General features: G+C 66.9%; 16 protein-coding genes. 5 read left to right on the forward strand and 11 right to left on the reverse strand.

Features of this window, described 5'->3' with window-relative positions; genetic code table 11:
- The first annotated feature begins 96 nt into the window (after nt 1-96).
- Genes CV023_RS00340 through CV023_RS00350 form a run of 3 tightly spaced genes read left to right on the forward strand, consistent with a single transcriptional unit; the run spans nt 97 to nt 2,931 of the window.
- Nucleotides 97-984 (forward strand): LysR family transcriptional regulator, encoded by an 888-nt coding sequence (locus tag CV023_RS00340; RefSeq protein ID WP_230743478.1) that lies wholly within the window; start codon nt 97-99, stop codon nt 982-984.
- Between the two features lie 7 nt (nt 985-991).
- A complete protein-coding gene (locus CV023_RS00345) occupies nt 992-1,339 on the forward strand; it encodes a hypothetical protein (protein WP_230743479.1) in 348 nt (115 codons plus the stop codon).
- Between the two features lie 8 nt (nt 1,340-1,347).
- Nucleotides 1,348-2,931, forward strand: a complete 1,584-nt coding sequence (locus tag CV023_RS00350; RefSeq protein ID WP_230743480.1) for a molybdopterin-dependent oxidoreductase — start codon at nt 1,348-1,350, stop codon at nt 2,929-2,931.
- Between the two features lie 38 nt (nt 2,932-2,969).
- On the opposite strand, the gene CV023_RS00355 is transcribed toward CV023_RS00350, so the two are convergent.
- Nucleotides 2,970-3,386, reverse strand: coding sequence for a VOC family protein (locus CV023_RS00355; RefSeq protein WP_230743481.1), 417 nt, complete (start codon nt 3,384-3,386; stop codon nt 2,970-2,972).
- A gap of 18 nt (nt 3,387-3,404) precedes the next feature.
- Here CV023_RS00355 and CV023_RS00360 point away from each other — a divergent pair, with 18 nt between their 5' ends.
- Nucleotides 3,405-4,292, forward strand: coding sequence for a helix-turn-helix domain-containing protein (locus CV023_RS00360; protein ID WP_230743483.1), 888 nt, complete (start codon nt 3,405-3,407; stop codon nt 4,290-4,292).
- A gap of 88 nt (nt 4,293-4,380) precedes the next feature.
- Here CV023_RS00360 and iadA read toward each other — a convergent pair whose 3' ends face one another.
- The 7 genes from iadA to CV023_RS00395 form a co-directional block, all read right to left on the reverse strand.
- The gene (gene iadA, locus CV023_RS00365; protein WP_230743484.1) at nt 4,381-5,532 is read right to left on the reverse strand and encodes a beta-aspartyl-peptidase; all 1,152 of its coding nucleotides are present in this window, start codon (nt 5,530-5,532) and stop codon (nt 4,381-4,383) included.
- A 31-nt stretch (nt 5,533-5,563) separates the two neighbouring features.
- Nucleotides 5,564-6,406, reverse strand: coding sequence for an ABC transporter ATP-binding protein (locus CV023_RS00370; protein WP_230743485.1), 843 nt, complete (start codon nt 6,404-6,406; stop codon nt 5,564-5,566).
- Nucleotides 6,403-7,194 carry an ABC transporter ATP-binding protein gene (locus tag CV023_RS00375; protein WP_230743486.1) on the reverse strand — a complete coding sequence of 264 codons (792 nt, stop codon included), beginning with the start codon at nt 7,192-7,194 and terminating at the stop codon, nt 6,403-6,405. Before CV023_RS00375 ends, CV023_RS00370 begins: the two co-directional genes overlap by 4 nt.
- On the reverse strand, nt 7,191-8,156 hold the full coding sequence (locus CV023_RS00380; RefSeq protein ID WP_230743487.1) for an ABC transporter permease: 966 nt from the start codon (nt 8,154-8,156) through the stop codon (nt 7,191-7,193). The genes CV023_RS00375 and CV023_RS00380 overlap by 4 nt, the downstream gene beginning before the upstream one ends.
- Complete coding sequence (locus tag CV023_RS00385; protein ID WP_230743488.1) at nt 8,153-9,274, reverse strand: ABC transporter permease; 1,122 nt, start codon at nt 9,272-9,274, stop codon at nt 8,153-8,155. Before CV023_RS00385 ends, CV023_RS00380 begins: the two co-directional genes overlap by 4 nt.
- A gap of 2 nt (nt 9,275-9,276) precedes the next feature.
- Nucleotides 9,277-10,848 (reverse strand): ABC transporter substrate-binding protein, encoded by a 1,572-nt coding sequence (locus CV023_RS00390; RefSeq protein WP_230743489.1) that lies wholly within the window; start codon nt 10,846-10,848, stop codon nt 9,277-9,279.
- A 160-nt stretch (nt 10,849-11,008) separates the two neighbouring features.
- Nucleotides 11,009-12,610 carry a malate:quinone oxidoreductase gene (locus tag CV023_RS00395; protein WP_230743490.1) on the reverse strand — a complete coding sequence of 534 codons (1,602 nt, stop codon included), beginning with the start codon at nt 12,608-12,610 and terminating at the stop codon, nt 11,009-11,011.
- 64 nt (nt 12,611-12,674) lie between these two features.
- On the opposite strand from CV023_RS00395, the gene CV023_RS00400 reads away from it, so the two are divergent.
- The gene (locus tag CV023_RS00400) at nt 12,675-13,562 is read left to right on the forward strand and encodes a LysR family transcriptional regulator (protein ID WP_230743491.1); all 888 of its coding nucleotides are present in this window, start codon (nt 12,675-12,677) and stop codon (nt 13,560-13,562) included.
- A gap of 133 nt (nt 13,563-13,695) precedes the next feature.
- On the opposite strand, the gene CV023_RS00405 is transcribed toward CV023_RS00400, so the two are convergent.
- The 3 genes from CV023_RS00405 to CV023_RS00415 all read right to left on the reverse strand — a co-directional run bounded on the left by CV023_RS00405 (nt 13,696) and on the right by CV023_RS00415 (nt 17,742).
- Nucleotides 13,696-15,804, reverse strand: coding sequence for an iron ABC transporter permease (locus tag CV023_RS00405; protein ID WP_230743492.1), 2,109 nt, complete (start codon nt 15,802-15,804; stop codon nt 13,696-13,698).
- Nucleotides 15,805-15,807: 3 nt separating this feature from the next.
- Nucleotides 15,808-16,845, reverse strand: coding sequence for an ABC transporter substrate-binding protein (locus CV023_RS00410; RefSeq protein WP_230743493.1), 1,038 nt, complete (start codon nt 16,843-16,845; stop codon nt 15,808-15,810).
- Between the two features lie 72 nt (nt 16,846-16,917).
- A complete protein-coding gene (locus CV023_RS00415) occupies nt 16,918-17,742 on the reverse strand; it encodes an ABC transporter ATP-binding protein (protein WP_230743494.1) in 825 nt (274 codons plus the stop codon).
- Nucleotides 17,743-17,754 lie beyond the last annotated feature (12 nt).

Below are 17,754 nucleotides of genomic sequence, written 5' to 3' on the forward strand. Positions count from 1 at the left end.
CCCGCCGTCGATCGACTGAACCGGTCACCGCGGGACCTGGCAGCCGCCTCGGCGGGGTAGAGTCGAAGACCGAACCCGAGACGAGGAGGAGCCGACATGGGAGTCGACGCGGAAGACGTGCGGTACTTCCACGTCCTCGCCCAGGCCGGCACCCTCGTCCGGGCCGGGGAGGAACTCGGGGTCGATCACACAACGGTGAGCCGGCGCGTCCAACGACTCGAACACGCCCTGGACCAGCGACTATTCACCCGCACCCGCAGCGGGTGGGCGATCAATTCCAATGGGGAGAGGCTGCTGCCTGCGGCTCGGATGGTGGCGCTGGGCAGCGACGCTTTCTCCACCGGGGATCCGACCCGGCTGGGACCCGAGGAATGGACGATCCTCAGCCCCGACGGGTTCGCCGCCAGCGTGCTCACTCCGGCGAGCGCCCAGCTGTTGGCCACCCAGGCCGTCGCCCTCCACATCCTCTCGGCACCTTCCCTGGCCTCCCGCGAGGGCAATGCCTTCGACGTCGCCATCGTGCGCTCGCAGCCGTCCTCGTCGACGGTGCGGGCACGCCGGCTCGCCGACTACGAGATCGGGGTCTTCGCGCACAGAGACTATCTGCACAGACATCGGCCGATCACCGAGCCGGCAGACCTCGACGGACATGTGCTCGCCTGGTACGCCGATGATCCCATCGCCGGAGTCCCCGAATTCGAGGCGCTGCGCCCGCAGCTGCCCACTGAGATCCGACTGCAGTCGAACAACCTCAACGTCCATGAGCAGGCGGCCCTGTCCGGAGTGGGCCTGGCGATCATGCCGACCTACACAGCGGCCCGCCACGAATCGCTCGTGCGCGTGCTGCCCGAGGCCATCGGCTTCCGCGGCCACTACTGGGCGGTCGTGCCCACTACCCAGCTGCGCGAGCGGACCACGCAGCGCGTGCTCGACTTCCTCACCGCCGCAGTCGCAGCCGCCGGTCTCGAACGAACGGAACTATGATGGCCCCATGACTGAGACCGCGGACATCGAGACCGAGATCCGGCGTCTGCGTGTGCGCATCATCGGACTGACCACCGTCCAGCTCGCCGAGGCGGGGGAGAATTCCCCCGTCGCTGACTCAGGTGAGCGGCTGAGCAGAAGAGCGACCATCGCCGAGGCGCTCGCCGAGTTCTCCGCGATCGGCTCCGAGGGCCGGCCGGTTCCCGAGCTGAACGACGAGAGTCTGCCGGACCAGGTCGTCGTCCTCCTTAGCCACGGTATGCGCACTGCTTCCGAGCTGACCGAGCCCGATCGTGAGGAGATGCTCGCCGCACTCCTCGACGCCGCCGTGCGTCTGCGCCGGGCACTGGCCTGAGGCCCGCGATGAGCGCACACCGACTGCCGATCTTCATCCTCGCAGGCGCCGTCGCCACCCTCATCTACTTCGGCGCGGCCGAGTTCATCGCCGCTGCCGTGGCGGTCACTTCGGCGCCGCTGCTCATCCTCGGTCGGGCCGTCATCCCGCTGACCCCGACAGCTCTGATCAAGGTCGCGATCGCGCTGTTCGGCACCCACGACAAGTTGGCCCTCGTCATCACCATTGCCGTGGTGGGCACGATCCTCGGCGGCCTCATCGGGTGGATCGGTCTGCGCCGGCGCGGGCTCTCACTCGTCCTACTCATCGGCTTAGGGATCCTGCCGCTGGTGCTCACCCTGGGCACGGGCGGAGGGGTCATCGACATGCTCCCGACGCTCGGGGGAGTGGTGCTGGGAACTGCGGGCTTCCTCGGGCTCATCCGCCTCGGCGACCGGGGGACGGCGGTCTCGGAAGGGACGTCGGTTTCGGAGGGGGAGCAGGTGGAGGAGCCTTCGGCCCCGGACGGGGCGCCGGACCGGCGGACCTTCTTCGGTGTGGCCGGCGGGCTCGGTGCCCTCGGCATCGCCGCGATCGCCGCCGGACAGTCGACGGCGGTCCTGGCCAGGAGTGCGGCAGGCACGGTGACGAAGCTGCTGCTGCCACGGCCGGCCACCTCGGCACCGGAGATTCCTGCCGGTGCCGATCTCGACATCGACGGACTCGCCCCCATCGTCACCGCCAGGGATGACTTCTACCGCATCGACACCGCACTCATCCCGCCGGCCGTGTCCGCGCAGACATGGTCGCTGCGCATCCACGGGATGGTCGAGGAAGAGGTCACGATCACCATGGATGAGCTGCTGGCCCTGCCTCTCGAAGAGCACTACCTGACCCTCACCTGCGTCTCGAACGAGGTCGGCGGAGACCTGGTCGGCAACGCGAAGTGGCTGGGCTATCCGGTGCGCGAGCTGCTGGCCCGGGCCCGACCGCAGGCCGGAGCCGATATGGTCCTCTCGACCTCCGATGACGGGTTCACCGCTTCGACCCCGCTCGAGGCGCTCACCGATGACCGGGATGCGCTGCTTGCGGTGGGGATGAACGGTGATCCGCTGCCGCGCGAGCACGGATTCCCCGCCCGCCTCGTCGTCCCCGGACTCTACGGATTCGTCTCGGCGACCAAATGGGTGACCGAGCTCGAGGTCACCCGGTTCGCCGACAAGCAGGCCTACTGGACGACAAGAGGCTGGTCTACGCACGGGCCGATCCTCGTCGCCTCCCGTGTGGATGTGCCGCGCGCCGGTGCCCGCGTCGAATCGCGCGACGGCGGCGGCATCGTCACCGCGGGCATGGCCTGGGCACAGCACACCGGGATCGCCGAGGTGCAGGTGCGCTTCGATTCCGGTGACTGGCACACCGCCGAACTGAGCGAGGAGCTCACCGTCGACACCTGGCGGCAGTGGCGATTCGTCGCCGACGATCTCGACAAGGGCACCCACACGGTGACCGTGCGCGCTACGGATGCCGACGGCAATGTGCAGATCTCGCAGCACCGTCCGCCGATCCCCGGCAGCGCCACAGGCCTGCACGACCGTCAGTTCACGGTGGTGTGAGCGCGAGAAGTCTGTGAACCGCCAGGTGGGTGCTGTCCTCAGCCCCAGTTCTTCGCATCTGAGATGCAGAAGGGGTGCCCGGCGGGATCGAGGAGCACGACCCAGGTCTCACCCGGCTGTGGTTCGGCCCGAGCGGCACCGAGTTCCACACAGCGAGCGGCCGCGGCTTCGACGTCATCGGCGGCGAGGTCGAGGTGGAACTGCTTGTGCCCGTCGTCGGGCCAGTTCGGCTTCTTGAAATCGGGAATCGTGCCGATGCCCAGCGCGTGGCTGGGTCCGGCGAGCATCGCATAGTTCTCGTCGGAATGGACCAGCGGCCACCCCAGAACCTCGGCATAGAAGCGTCCGAGCTCTGCCGCATCGGGAGCATCGAGGGTGACCATGGCCAGTTTCGCGACCGGCGCCGACTCGGAAGCGGGAGCGACGGGGGCGTCTTTCATCTCTGTGTCAGTCATGTCTGCCATTCTGGTCCCATGGACGATGTCGTCGATAGGAAAAACCCGCCACTCGTGACCCGCGCCCCCGATCACTTCTACGGTCGCGTGCTCAGACCGGGGGAACTGCTCGACCACGCCCGCTATTCGACGGTGCGGGTGGTCCCTGAGACGCTGCGGCCCTTCGTCAAACGCTTCTGGGCGGTCGACTGGGACCTGGAGCCCGGCGAGAAGTATCAGACGGCCACGGTCTCCGAACCGACGATCAACCTCACCTTCGAATACGGCGACATCCGCCGAGCGTCGACGACCGGCCCCGGAGCCTGGATCACCGGACCCATCACCCTGCACCGCTTCGACGTGGGAATCTATGGTCGCGGCGGGGTGTTCGGCGTGAACTTCCACCTCGGCGCGACCCTCGCGTTCTCGGACCAAGCTCCGTCCGATCTCCGAGAGAAGACCGCGTCCGGCAGCACATGGTTCCCGCAGATCGAGGATGACCTCGACCTCGCCGAGGTGCTCGTCGGTCCCAGCCCACCCGACGTGTCCCATCTCGCCGAGGCGGTCGAAGCGTGGCTGCTCTCGCGCCGTCCGCAGGTCACCGACAGTTACGCCCGCTTCCGCCGAGTCCTCGAGGTGCTCGAGGACCCCGCGGTGATCAGTCTCGGCGAGCTCTCGAGTCGGGTCGAGATGAGCGAGCGCTCACTGCAGCGGATGTTCGACCGTTACTGCGGAGTGGGGGTGAAGAAGCTGCTCACCCGGGCCCGCGTGATCGACGCCGTCTCCGCCCTCGACCGCGGGTGGGACGGCACGTTCGCGGAGCTGGGAGCCGGCCTCGGCTGGTTCGATCAGTCGCACTTCAACTCCGATTTCCTCCGCATCACCGGGTACCGGCCGGGGGAGTATGTGCAGCAGATCAGGCGGTAGCCGGACGCCAGGTGTGCGGCGGCCCGGTACGTGGCGGCTCGGCCCGGTGCGCGACGGCCAGGTGTGTGGCGGCCCGGTCGCGGCCCGCTCAGTCGAACGTGCCCGTGACCAGTAGCTGTCCGTCCCTGATGGTCTGTCGGCCCAGGGCAAAGGCATGCCGGATCGAATGGTCGGCATCGAGGAGCAGCAGATCGGCGTCATGACCGGGCGCGATCCGACCCTTGTGGGAGAGTCTGAGGGCATCGGCGGTATTGGCGGTGACGAGGGCGAGCGCCTGGGACACGTCCAGCTCGAGGGAGTCGGTGCAGGCCCAGACCTGTTCGAACAGAGTCGACTGGTTCGCCACCGCCAATTCGACGAGCCGCCCCCGGTCATCGAACTTCGGCAGGCTGCCGTTGGCGTCGGAGGACAGCGTCAGCTGGTTCAGGTCGCCGCCGAGTTCGCGGTACCTTTTCACCGATTCCACGGTCGAGGCTCCGGCCGTCATGTCGACGAACGCCCCTTTTGCCGCCAGGTCCACGGCGTCGGCGAGGAGCTCATCGTCTCGGGTGATGTGGGTGGCATAGACGGCCGGAGGCGCGATCGGATACTCATCGAGCAGTCGGTGCAGCGGGGCGAGCCGACTCGCATGCGATCCGACGTGGAAGTGGGTGACTCCGGCCTTGCCGCTGAGCAGCCCGCCGACATGACATTGGCTGACGATGTCGGCCAGCGCCTCGATCGTCGGTTGGAAGGAGCGGCGTTCGGAGACCGCGATCTCCCCGGCGCCGATGACCTTGTCGATGAGCACGATGTCATCGACGACCGAACCGGTGATCGTCCGTGCCGGAAGCTGGTAGCTGCCGGTGTAGACGAAGGTGGTGATCCCCTCCTCTTCGAGGCCGCGGGCCTTGGCGATGAGGTTCCCGTGGGAGCGGGTGACGGAGTCGGTGCCGAGGCAGCCGACCACGGTGGTCACTCCGGCACCGATGATGTCGGTGATGGTGATCTCGGGAGTCCGCGACGCATATCCGCCTTCACCACCGCCGCCGGTGATGTGGACATGCGGATCGATGAGACCGGGGGCGGCGGTGAGTCCCGAGGCGTCGATGATCTGAGTTCCCGGCACCTTCTCGAGCGCCTCCACGGCTTCTGCGGTGAGCTCGCCGAGGTGGGAGATCCGATGGCCCTCGACGAGGATGTCCTGCCGTCCCATCCGTTCGGGAGCATAGGTCTCCGCCCCGCGGATCACCGTGACCATCGGACCTCCTCGTTGCGTTCGCGGCTGAGCCTCAGCCGGGGATGATTCCCTTGCCGTCGACGCGGGGGATTGCCGCGAGCAGTTTTTGTGTGTACTTGTGTTGCGGATCGTTCCAGATCTGCTCGGTCGACCCTACCTCGACGATGCGTCCGGCCTCCATCACGGCCACCCTGTCGGCGATGTCGCGGACGACTGAGAGGTCGTGGCTGATGAAGATCATCGAGGCCCCGGAGTCGATGGCCAGATCCCGCATCATCCGAGCGATCCTCGCCTGCAGGAACGCATCGAGGGAGGCAATCGGCTCATCCCCGACGAGCGCCTTCGGCCCGGCGGCCAGCGCCCTTGCGATCGCGATCCGCTGGCGTTGGCCGCCGGAGAAGGAATGGGAGTATCGCTGGGCGGAGTCGAGCGGCAGATCGACCGCCTCGAGCAGGGATTCGACGGTCCACGTTCCACCCGGGTCGAGTGCGAGGGCATCGCTGAGCTGGTCGCGGATGCGCCGGCGCGGGTTGAGTGAGGCGTACGGGTTCTGGAACACCATCTGGATGCCGAGGAGGTGCTTCGGGCGTCTGCCCAAGCCCAACGGCTTCACCGGGTGCGCATCGAAGGTGATGGCACCGCCCGCGGGCTTCTCAAGTCCGCAGATGAGTTTGGCCAGCGTGGACTTCCCGCAGCCCGATTCCCCGACGAGACCGAGCACTTCGGAACGACCGAGGTGGAGGGAGACGCCGTCGACGGCGCGAAAGCGTCCGCCGCCGCCGAGCTTGTATTCGCAGGAGACATCGTCCAACTCGAGCAGGTGGTGTGTCTGCGCCGGAGGGCTGTCATGGTTCGGGTTCCGGTCCAGGGTTCCCGGCTCCGATGTGCTCGTCATTGTGAGACCTCCGCTCCGGGCAGGGATTCGATGAGGGAGCGGGTGTACTCGTGCTGCGGGGCGGTGATGACCGCCTCCCGGTCTCCGGCTTCGACGACGACTCCCTCCTTCATCACGACGATCGTGTCCGCGACCGAGGACAGGACGCCGAAGTCGTGGGTGACGAGCAGGACCGCGAGTTCGAGGTCGTCGCAGAGTTCACGCAGCAGCCGCAGAATCCCCGCCTGCACGGTGACATCCAAGGCGGTGGTGGGCTCGTCGGCGATGAGCACCTTCGGATCGCAGATGATCGCCGAGGCGAACGCGATCCTCTGCAGCTGCCCGCCCGAAAACTGGTGCGGGTACTTGCCCACAGCCTCGGTGGGGTGGGGCACCTTCGTGCGTTCGAGGATGTGCACGGCCCGTTCGCGGGCTTCCCTCTTCGAGACCTTCTGATGGTGTCTGAGGTGGTCGGTGATCTGGTCGCCGACGGTGAGCATGGGATGGAATGCCGAGGCGGGATCCTGGAAGACCATTGACAGCTGCACTCCGCGCAGTCGGTTGTGCGCCTTGGCCGGCATGTTGACGAGTTCGACGCCGTCGAAGTCGATGCTTCCGCTCAGCTGGGCACCGGCAGGGGAGAGGCCCATGACGGCCAGTCCGGTCTGGGTCTTGCCTGATCCGGAGGCTCCGGCGACACCGGTGATACGGCCGGCCTCGAGGTCGAAGGAGACGTCCTTGAGGATGTGCTTGGTGGTCTTGCCCGTGGTCACGGACAGGTTGAGGTCTCTGATGCTGATGACGCTCATGAGGTGGTCTCACCCACTTCCTGTGCGGTGTGCGGGTCGAGGGTGTCGCGGAGGCTGTCGCCGATGAAGTTGAAGGCCATGACGATCGTGAGGATGCACAGGCCGGGGAAGAAGGCGATCCACCAGGCGGCGAACTGGGAGACTCCCTCACTGATCATCGCTCCCCAGTCCGGAGTCGGTGGGACGACGCCCAGAGACAGGAAGGACAGACCCGCCATGGTCAGGATCGCCGATCCGACATCGAGGGTGGCGAGCACGACGACGGGGGAAACGACGTTCGGGGCGATCTCGCGGGTGAGTGACTTTCCGGCGCTGAATCCGAGGAGCCTGCCGGCGATGACGTATTCGCTGTTGCGGGCCGTCATCACCAACGACCGGGTGACACGTGCATACGAGGGCCAGGAGACGAGCAGGATCGCGATGATCGCGTTCTTCAGACCCGGTCCGAGGGCGGCGGCGATGACCATGGCGAGGATGATCGTCGGGAACGCGAAGACGAGGTCGGCGATGCGCATGATGATCTCGTCCACGGCTTTGCCGAAGTAGCCGGCGATCGCACCGAGGACCGAACCGAGAACGGCCGAGCAGATGACGACGAATACGGCCGCCGGCAGCGTGGTGCGAGCGGAGACGATGATGCGGGAGAACACGTCTCGGCCGAGGGTGTCGGTGCCGAGGATGTTCTCACCCCCGGGCGGTGCCAGCCGGGAAAAGCTCTGGGCGAGCGGATCGAAGGGGGCGATGAGCGGGGCGAAGATCGCCAGGAGCAGCCAGACGGCGAGGATGACCGCACCGACGAATCCCAAAGGGGTGCGCAGGGACTTCGGGAACCGGATCGTCCACCGTCTGACCCCGGGGTCGACGGGATTGCCCGGATTTCCGGGGCTTCCGGGATTGCCGGGAACCGCCTCGGCGCCGGGGTTCGTGTTCGTCGGCGGCTGTTTGGGTGTGCCGATGCTCATCGCACCCTCACTCTCGGATCCACGAAGCCGTAGATCAGGTCGACGATGAAATTGACGAGGATGTAGACGATGCCGATGACGAGGCCGACGCCCATGATGACGGGCAGGTCGAGTGTCGTGGCGCCGCGGAACGCGTATTGGCCGATGCCGTTCCAGGCGAACACGGTCTCCGTGAGCACCGCCCCGGAGAGCAGGGACCCGAAGGCGAGGCCGACGACGGTGATGATGGGGACCAGGGCGCCGCGGAAGATGTACTTGAAGACGACGGTGCCGGTGGGCAGCCCCTTGGCTTTGGCCGCGGTGACGTAGTCGAGCCTGATGACGTCGAGGACGCTGGATCGGCTGAACCGGGTGAGCAGGCCGATGGTGAACAGGGCGAGCACACAGGAGGGCAGGACGAGGTGGCCGAGCGCGTTGGTGAACGTGGCCATCTGCCCGGAGAGCAGGGCGTCGACGGTGTAGAGCCCGGTGACCTTCGGCGGGGGAGTGATCCACGGGTCGAGGCGTCCGGCGCCGGGGACGACGCGGAGTTTGAAGAAGAAGACGAAGTAGCCGACGGTGGCGATCCAGAACGTCGGCGCGGAGATGCCGATGAGGCTGAGGGTGCGGATCGCGTGGTCGAGGATCGTGTTCTGCTTGAGTGCGCTGAGGAGTCCGAGGAGGAGGCCGAGGATGACGGAGATGAGGATCGCTCCGATGCCGAGTTCGATCGAGGCGGGGAAGACCTGCCCGATCGAGTCGAGCACGGGTGTGCGCGTCTGATTCGAGACACCCAGATCACCCTGGAGCAGATTGCCCAGGTAGGTGAAGTACTGGACGATGAGCGGCTGGTCGAGGCCGAGCCGCTCCCGGGTCTGGGCGACGATCTCCGGGTCCGCGGCGGCCCTGTCGCCGAGGATCGCGGCGACCGGGTCGGTGGGGACGAGGTTCGTGAGCAGGAACGTCACGATGGTCACGCCCCAGATCAGGAGAATCGAGATTCCGATCCGCACGAGGACGTATCGCAGCAGCGGGTGGATCTTCGGGGGTCTGATCCGCTGCGCGGCGTCACCGGCGGAGGCACCCGGACCGGGCACCGCCTCGGCGAGGGTCGACCCTTCGTTCGCGGCTTCCGCCATCCTCACTCGGCCTGAGCGAAGTCGAACGAGGTGTCGGCGTTGGAGACGTACTTCTTCACGCTGTTGCCGACGACGATGGTGTCGACGGGCTGTACCAGCGGAATCCACACACCGGTGTCGGAGAGTGACTTGTACATTTTCGCGTAGGCATCGCCGCGCTTGTCCTCATCGGCCTTCTCGGCAGCCTCGGCGAGCTTCGTGATCTCCGGTGAGGCGTCCTTGTCCCAGTTGACGCGGTCGGCGACGCTGCCGCCGGGGACGAAGACGTTGTAGTTCGACGGATCCGGGAAGTCCGCGCCCCAGGTGCCGATGCCCATGGGCTGCTCGCCGGCACGGAAGCCGTCGAGCTGAGTGGCGCTCGGTGCGGGTTTGAGGGCGAGGTTGATGCCAGCCTCCTTGAGCTGAGCCTGCAGCGTCTCGGCCAGCTGGGCGAGGTCGACGCCGTTGACGGACTGGTCGCTCGAGTAGTGGAAGGGGATCTCCTCGCCGTCGTAGCCGGACTTCTCAAGGAGTTCCTTGGTCTTGTCGAGATCGCGTTCGGGTGCCTGATCCTTCGGCACGGCGCCGTTGAACTCATTCGGTACGAGACCGGCCATGCGCTGGGCTCCGTCTCCGGAGAGTTCGAGGATCTTCTCGTAGTCGATGGCCGAGGTCACGGCCATGCGGAAGTCCTCATTGGTCGTGATGTCGCTGACCTTGTCGTCCATATTGTTGAAGATGTAGAGGCTGCGGGTCGAGGGCAGCGAGGTCTTCTGCGCCATGCTGTCATCGATCGAGTTCGCCTGGTCGGAGTTGAGGTCGTAGGCGACCTGGGCCTGCCCGGACTGGATGTCGGTCAGCTGCGTTTCGGCCGAGACGTTGCGCAGGACGATGCGCTTGTACTTCGGCGCCGGACCGTTGTAGTTCTCGTTGGCGGTGAGCACGACCTGACTGTCCGGGTCGTAGGTGTCGATCTGGTACGGTCCCGAGCCCTGTGAGTTCTCGTTGAGGAACTGCTCCGCTTCGTCCTTCTCATCGGTCGTGCCCTTGTTCTCTTTGACGACCTTGGAGTTGACGATGCCGATCGAGGAGTTGGGGAGGATATAGGGCAGTGCCGGGTTGGGCTTCTCGCTCTTGAGTTCGATCGTCTCGTCGTCGACCTTCTTCACGTCGACCCCGTCGAGGAAGAAGGAGGGATTGCCCTTGAGTCCCTGGAGGCGCTCGAAGGAGAAGACGATGTCATCGACGGTGACGGGATCGCCGTTGGAGAACTTCGCGTCCTTCTGCTTGAGCTTGAGCGTCATCGTCTTGTCGCCATCGGACATCTCGAAGGAGCAGAGACCATCAGTGGGCTTCGTGAGGTCGCCGTCTTCGAATTCGAGGGCGGTCTGATAGACGGCGTTGTCGATCGTCGACCCGGTGAACTCGAACTGCCTATGGGGGTCGATGGTCGTGAGGCTGAACGCGGTCTCGGCGACGAGTGTGTCCCCGGCTCCACCGGCCTGATCGTCGTCGCCTCCGCTGCAGGCGGCCAACCCCAGCGTCAGGGCCAAGGTGGAACAGATCGCGACAGTCGCTCGAGCCAGACGCCTCATGATGTGATCTCCATAACAGTAGGTGTTGTCAGTCACATTAGAGATGTTTGGCAATCTGTGCAATTCAAGTTGCCACAACGCTGAGGACGCTCGGCTGTGCGATTCCTCCAATGGAGTCACAGGTCAGAGGCGGTGAACTGGGGTGAGGCGAACAATCCGCTCACAGTCTGGGGCGGGCTCCCGTCGACGAAGTGTCCGCGCTCGCCGGCTGGAGCCCGAGGGCCGGATCGGTGGCCGCGAATGAGCCCGCGACCGCCTCGGCGTCCCAGGTGCTGCGCTCCATATCGGGGATCGCGCGTTCCATGGTCGCCTGCCAGCCGCGGTGCCACTGCGCGGGGAACGAGCGTCGGAGCAGATCGAGCATGATCGGCACGGCCGTCGAAGCACCTGGGGAGGCCCCGAGTAGGCCCGTCATCGACCCGTCGGCGGAGACGATGAGTTCGGTGCCCTGTTGGATCACGCCGATCCGCTTCGGATCGGGGGTGACCAGCTGTGCCCGCTGACCGGCTGGGACGAGCTGCCATTCGTTGAAGCGGGCGCGGGGGAAGTACTGGCGCAGGCTCGCGAACTTCTTCCGCGGGCTCGCGGCGAGCTCGCCGATGAGGAAGCGCACGAGATCGAGGTTCTGCAGGCCCGCGGCGGCGATGACGTGGAGGTTGTCCCGGCGCAGGGTGGTGAAGAAGTCGGTGAGCCTGCCATGTTTGAGCAGCTTCGTGGAGAACGTGGCGAAGGGGCCGAAGAGCAGGTGCTCCTGCCCGTCGATGACGCGTCGGTCGAGATGGGGCACCGACATCGGGGGAGCCCCGACGGCGGCCTGACCGTAGACCTTGGCCTCGTGGCGGCCGACGACGGCGGGGGTCGATGAGCGGTAGAAGGCTGCGCCGACGGGGAGGACCGCATAGCCCTTGACCTCGGGAATGCCGGCCTTCTGCAGGAGTCTCAGCGCAAAGCCGCCGGCCCCGACGAACACGGTCTTCGCCCGAATCGAGAATCGTCCGCGCGGGGCCGAGCCGGTGATCGTCCAGCCGGCGTCGTTCGAGCGCAGGCCGGTGACCCGGTGTTCGAGGTGCAGTGCGTTCCCCGCCGAGGTGTCGGCTGCGGTGCTGGTTGGGCCGCCGGTCGGGGTGCCGGCTGAACTGTCGGCAGGAATGCCGGCGGAGTCGCCTGTGATGATTCTAGTCAGCGCCCGGGTCAGGGCACCGAAGTCGACGTCGGTCCCGCGGGGATGGCGGGCGGCGGTGATCGGCTCTCCGTCGTCGGCCCGACCCTCCATCGTCAGCGGTGCCCAGCCGGAGATGAGCTCGCGGTCCTCCGTGTACTCCATGCCGGAAAACAGCGGATCACGGCGCAGGGTCTCCACCCGATGCCGCAGATAGGCGACGTCGTCGGCGCCGAAGACGAGGTTCATGTGCGAGGTGGAGTGGATGAAGTCCGCGGGGTCGAGCAGACCGCGCTCGGCCAGGTGCGCCCACCATTGGCGGCTGAGGTGGAACTGGCCGGCGATCGCTGCGGGCTTCGTGCCATCGGCGGGGTCGGCCATGTAGTTGAGTTCGCAGAATCCCGAGTGTCCGGTGCCCGCGTTGTTCCAGGGATCGCTACTCTCTCCGCCGATCTGTTCGGCGGCTTCGAGCATGACGATGCGCAGATCGGGGTCAAGGAGGGTGAGCATCGATCCGAGTGTGGCCGACATGATCCCGCCGCCGATGAGGACGACGTCGGCCTCGGGGATCGGGGTCATCTGTGCTGCGGTGTGAGTGTCCATGGCTTCACGATGCCTCCGGCTGATTCATCCGTCTAATGAAGAAAGTGGACGATATGATCGATATATGGATGATCTGCTTCGCGGTCAGTTCCCGCAGCTCTCCGTCCTCGTCGAACTCGTCGACCAGGACGGACACATGACCGAGGCGGCCGCCTCGCTCGGCATTCCCCAGTCGACGGCCAGTCGTCGCCTCCATTCGCTCGAGGATCACCTCGGCGTGGCTCTCGTGGTGCCCAGCGGGCGGGCACTGTCCCTCACACCCGCCGCCCGTGAGCTCGCCGCCGCCGTCCGAGCACCGCTGCACGAGATCGGCACGGCGCTGGCCGACCTCGCCGAGGCGGCCGATCCCGACCATGGGGTGATCAGGTTCGGATTCCCGCTGACGATGGGCACCGGGGTGATTCCGGATCTGCTCGCGGAGTTCGCGGCGGTGCACCCCGGCATTCGCCTTGACCTCAAGCAGGCTCACGGTGCCGAGCTGGTGACGGATCTGCGGCGGGGCGATCTCGACCTGGCGATGATCATTCCGCCGCCGGCCGAGATGCCGCACGAGGTGCTGGCCCGGCAGACCATCGTCGCCGCGCTGCCGGTCACGCATCCGCTGGCGAAGCGCAGAAGCATCGACCTCGTGCAGCTCGCCGACGACCGGTTCATCGCCAATCCGGACACGTACAACCTGCGCCGGCTCACCGATCGGTGGTGTCGGCAAGCCGGCTTCGCCGTGCAGGTCAAGACCGAGGTCACCGAGTTCCAGACCATCCGCGAATTCGTCAGTCGCAGTATGGGCGTGGCACTGCTGCCGCGTTCGGGTCGACCACTCGACGGCCTCGCCGAGGTGGAGCTGCGCGGCTCGGGCTACGTCCGTGAGGTTTCCCTGTGCTCAGCCGTGCGCAGGCCCGGCCGGGTGGTCGAACGGCTGCGGGACTTCATCCGGGACCGCGCAGGGGAGTGAGAGCAGCGGCATCGAAGCCAACCGCGCGTCAGAAGTGCAGGTGTAACGAACTAGTCCTATACGCAGGGACTTCTGGCAAGCGGTTGAGCCGGAGCGGCACCTGCAAAGCGCCCAAGCAGCCGCGCCCGTGACCCTACGCCCGGGAGCGGGCCAGCAGGTAGACGAAGTAGGGTGCGCCGATGAGGGCGACGATGAGACCGGCCGGGATCTGCGCGGGAGCGATGATCGTGCGCCCGATTGCATCGGCGATGACGAGGCCGAAGGCTCCCAGCAGCATCGCCACCGGGACCACACGTCCATGCTGTGCCCCGACCAGGGCGCGGGCAGCATGCGGGGCGACCAGCCCGATGAATCCGACCACGCCGACGGCCGAGACGCTCACGGCGGCAAGCACCGCGGCGGTGATGAGCACGCCGAGACGCACGGGTTCACGGGCCACGCCGACCAACCTCGGCGTGTCATCGTCGAGAGCGAGCAGGTCGAGCTCACGGGTCCACACGAACGCCAACGGCACGGCGACGACGAGGACGAGGGCCACGGGTGCGACATCGGACCACACCCGGCCATAGGTCGATCCCGACAGCCACGTGAACAGGGTCGGGGTGTCCCACGGGTTGGCGCGGATGAGGAAGAGCGTGGTCAGGGAGGTGAAGCCGTACCACATGCCGATGCCGATGAGCACGAGCCGATCCGTGTTCATCCCGCCGCGCCAGGCCAGGGCGTAGACGAGGGCGAAGGCCAGGAGTGCGCCGATGATTCCGACGGTGGAGATGAGGACGATGTTCGCGCTCGGCACGAGGGTGATGACGATGACCGCGCCGAGGCCCGCACCGCCGGTGATGCCGAGCAGCCCCGGCTCGGCGAGCGGATTGCGGGCGCTGGCCTGAACGAGGGTGCCCGAGAGACCGAGGGCGGCTCCGGCGGTCAGGGCCGCCGCCACCCGCGGGGCACGCGAGTCGAATGAGAAGTCGATGACCGGAGCCGCCTGATCACGCAGCCATAGCATGACGTCGCCGAGGAGGTAGAAGCGTTCGCCGGTCAGCAGAGCGAGAACTACCACGATCACCACCAGCACACAGCCGCAGACGATGACGACCGCGGCCCGCCGTGTCCCGTGCACGCGTGAGCGTGCCGCCGAGGTGGCCTGAGCCGGACCGGAGGAACGCATCGAGCGGGCGAGGACGACGAGGACGATGGCGCCGAAGATCGTCGTCGTCACCCCCGAGGGCAGGGTGATCGCCGCGGTGGCCCCGACGAGAGCGCGCAGCACGGCATCGGCGAGGATGACGATGATCGCACCGATCATCGCGGTGGCGGGAATGAGCACGGCGTGCTTGGACAGCACGGGAACGGCGCGCGCCAGCAGACGGGCGATGACGGGAGCGCAGAGACCGACGAAGCCGATCGGTCCGGCCAAGGTCACGGCTGTGGCGGTGAGGATGACGGCGAGCAGGATCCCGATCGCCCGGGTCGAGCGGATCGGAACCCCGAGCACCGAGGCGGCGTCATCGCCGTGGCTGAGCAGATCGAGGCGACGGGAGAGGACGACGGCCAGGACGATGATGATCCCGATGACCGGAATCGAGCGCAGTGCCGCGGTGCCGTCGAGCTGATTGAGCGTGCCCGACCCCCAGGAGAACAGGCTCTTCGTCTCCTCCTGGAAGAGGATGAGCAGGGTCGAGGTGCCCGCCTGCAGAGCCATGGCGGTCGCGGTGCCGGCGAGCACGAGGCGCGTGGTCGAGGACGCCGCACCCCCGGCCAGGCCGAGCACGAGGGCGGCCGCGAGCAGCCCGCCGATGAAGGCGACACCGCCCGAGGCCCAGACCGGTATCGCGATCCCGAAGGCCGTGACCACGGTGACCGCGAAATAGGATCCACCGGTGACCGCGAGAGTATCCGGTGAGGCCAGCGGATTGCGCGCCAACGACTGGAACAGTGCACCGGCGACGCCGAGGGCGATCCCGACGAGGATGCCCGCACCCACGCGCGGCAGCCGGGACCCGATAAGGATGTCACGGGCACTGGGGCCCGCCTCGGCGGGGGAGGAGGTCAGACCGACGAGCGCCCGGAACAGGTCGCCGAAGCCGATCCCCGAGGTCCCCTGGGTGATGTGCCAGGCGGAGAGGAGAACGAGGACGACGAACAGCCCGAGCAGGGCCCCGGTGGCCGAGAGGGCCCCGGCGACGCCGACCTTCTTCGTCGACGTCGCCAGCTCCTGGCGCTGATCTGTGGGTGCGAGCATGGACTACTTGGTCAGAGCGTCGACATAGGCATCGAGGGCCTGCTCCGAGGACTTGGGTCCACCGAAGGTCCAGATGCCGGCCGGGAAGGCATAGGTGCGGTCATCCTTGACGGCGGGGATGTTCGCCCAGATGTCGTTCTTCTTCAGCAGCTCGACGTAGTCCTCGGATTCCGGATCCTCGGTGCCGGTGTAGAAGAAGTTCGCGTCGCCGACCTTCGAGATTCCCTCGATGTCGGTCTGGCCGAGTCCGTAGGCGGGGTCGACCTCGCCGTCCCAGACGTTGTTGAGTCCGAGTTCCTCGCCGAGTTCGCCGAACAGCGAGCCCTGGCCGAAGGGACGGATGGCGACGTTCGAGCCGTTGACCCAGCCGTCGAAGTAGACGAAGTCCTTCGTCGGCAGATCGGCATCGGCGAGAGCCTTCTTCGACTCCTCGACCTTGGTGTCGAAGTCGGCGAGCACGGACTCGGCGCGCTCGGTCCGGCCGGTCGCCTCGGCGACGGTGGAGAACGTGTCCTTCATGTACTTAACGGGGTCCTTCCCGTCCGCGCCGGTCATGGCCATGACCGGAATGTCCTGCTCCTCGAGCTGCTTGAAGATCTTGTCATCGCGCGAGGTCGCCTCGATGATGACGAGGTCCGGGTCGGCCGAGAGGATGGTCTCGACGTTCGGTTCCTGGCGGGTGCCGACATCGGTGGTGTCCTCGGGCAGCTTCTCCGCGGTGTCCCACGTGGTGAAGCCCTTGGCGTCGGCCACGGCTGCCGGGTTGACGCACAGGGACAGCAGATCCTCGGTGTACTGCCATTCGAGCGAGACGACCTTCGCCGCCGGCTTGTCGAGGCTGATCTCCTCGCCCGTGTCATCGGTGAGCGTGACCGGGTCCTCGGAGGTCGCGGTCGAATCGTCGGCGCAGGACGTCGAGGCGGTCGACGTCTCGGCGTCCTGCGCTTCGGTGTCGGTGGTTCCGCAGCCGGCCAATGCCAAGGAGCAGATCGCCGTCGCCGAGGCGAGGGCGACGAGGGACTTTCGCGGCAGGGTTGTCATGGGCTGGGTTTCCTTCTGCTGAGCCGATCGGCGGATTCGCCGATCGGGATGGTGGTGTGGTTGGTGCCGTAGTCAGCGGGTCGCGGCTGCGCGGCGACGTCGCTTCGGAAGAGCCTCAACGCGGACGAGTCCGGTGTCCTCGTCGATTCGGGTGGTGATCGGCAGGCCGTAGACCTCGGTGAGGTCCTCGGCCGTGAAGACCTCCTCGCAGGTGCCCGCCGAGCGGATGCGCCCCTGTTCGAGGAGGACGACGTGATCGGCCACGGTGGCTGCATGGCCGAGGTCGTGAAGGACGACGCCGATCGCGGTGTCGTGGTCCTCGGCGAGTTCGCGCATGAGGTCGAGGATCTCGGCCTGGTAGCGCAGATCGAGGTGATTCGTCGGCTCGTCGAGCAGCAGGACGCCGGTGTCCTGGGCCAGGCAGGTCGCCAACCATACGCGCTGGAGCTCACCGCCGGAGAGCTGGTCGACCGGACGGTCGGCCATGCGGGCGGTGCCGGTGAGCTCGAGTGCCTGGTCGATGGAGGCGCGGTCGGCATCGGTGAGTGCGGCGAATCGCTTGCGATGCGGGTGCCGACCGTAGGCGACGACCTCGCGGACGCTGACCCCCGACGGATGCGGCCGGGACTGTGAGAGCAGGGTGACGACGCGGGCGAACTCCTTGGCCGTCAGCGCAGAGGAGGGGGTGTCCGTGCCGTCGGCATGGATCGTCACCTCGCCGGTGGAGATGGGATGGAGGCGGGCGAGTGAGCGGAGCACGGTGGATTTGCCGCTGCCGTTGGGCCCGATGAGAGCCGTGACCCTGCCAGGAGTGATCGACAGGGAGACGTCGTGGACGACCCGGGTGCGGTCGTAGCCGAGGTTGAGGTCGGTGGCGGTCAGAGCTGTCGCATTCACAGTTGATCAGCC

The organism is Brevibacterium sp. CCUG 69071 (assembly GCF_021023135.1).
Taxonomy (GTDB): Bacteria; Actinomycetota; Actinomycetes; order Actinomycetales; family Brevibacteriaceae; genus Brevibacterium.

Excerpts from the sequence above, each read along its gene's own strand:
- iadA (WP_230743484.1), bottom strand. The coding sequence starts at position 5,532 with ATGGTCACGGTGATCCGCGGGGCGGAGACCTATGCTCCCGAACGGATG.
- CV023_RS00390 (WP_230743489.1), bottom strand. The coding sequence starts at position 10,848 with ATGAGGCGTCTGGCTCGAGCGACTGTCGCGATCTGTTCCACCTTGGCC.
- CV023_RS00410 (WP_230743493.1), bottom strand. The coding sequence starts at position 16,845 with ATGACAACCCTGCCGCGAAAGTCCCTCGTCGCCCTCGCCTCGGCGACG.
- CV023_RS00380 (WP_230743487.1), bottom strand. The coding sequence starts at position 8,156 with ATGAGCATCGGCACACCCAAACAGCCGCCGACGAACACGAACCCCGGC.
- CV023_RS00405 (WP_230743492.1), bottom strand. The coding sequence starts at position 15,804 with ATGCTCGCACCCACAGATCAGCGCCAGGAGCTGGCGACGTCGACGAAG.
- CV023_RS00345 (WP_230743479.1), top strand. The coding sequence starts at position 992 with ATGACTGAGACCGCGGACATCGAGACCGAGATCCGGCGTCTGCGTGTG.
- CV023_RS00385 (WP_230743488.1), bottom strand. The coding sequence starts at position 9,274 with ATGGCGGAAGCCGCGAACGAAGGGTCGACCCTCGCCGAGGCGGTGCCC.
- CV023_RS00395 (WP_230743490.1), bottom strand. The coding sequence starts at position 12,610 with ATGGACACTCACACCGCAGCACAGATGACCCCGATCCCCGAGGCCGAC.
- CV023_RS00400 (WP_230743491.1), top strand. The coding sequence starts at position 12,675 with ATGGATGATCTGCTTCGCGGTCAGTTCCCGCAGCTCTCCGTCCTCGTC.
- CV023_RS00360 (WP_230743483.1), top strand. The coding sequence starts at position 3,405 with ATGGACGATGTCGTCGATAGGAAAAACCCGCCACTCGTGACCCGCGCC.
- CV023_RS00350 (WP_230743480.1), top strand. The coding sequence starts at position 1,348 with ATGAGCGCACACCGACTGCCGATCTTCATCCTCGCAGGCGCCGTCGCC.
- CV023_RS00340 (WP_230743478.1), top strand. The coding sequence starts at position 97 with ATGGGAGTCGACGCGGAAGACGTGCGGTACTTCCACGTCCTCGCCCAG.
- CV023_RS00355 (WP_230743481.1), bottom strand. The coding sequence starts at position 3,386 with ATGACTGACACAGAGATGAAAGACGCCCCCGTCGCTCCCGCTTCCGAG.
- CV023_RS00375 (WP_230743486.1), bottom strand. The coding sequence starts at position 7,194 with ATGAGCGTCATCAGCATCAGAGACCTCAACCTGTCCGTGACCACGGGC.
- CV023_RS00370 (WP_230743485.1), bottom strand. The coding sequence starts at position 6,406 with ATGACGAGCACATCGGAGCCGGGAACCCTGGACCGGAACCCGAACCAT.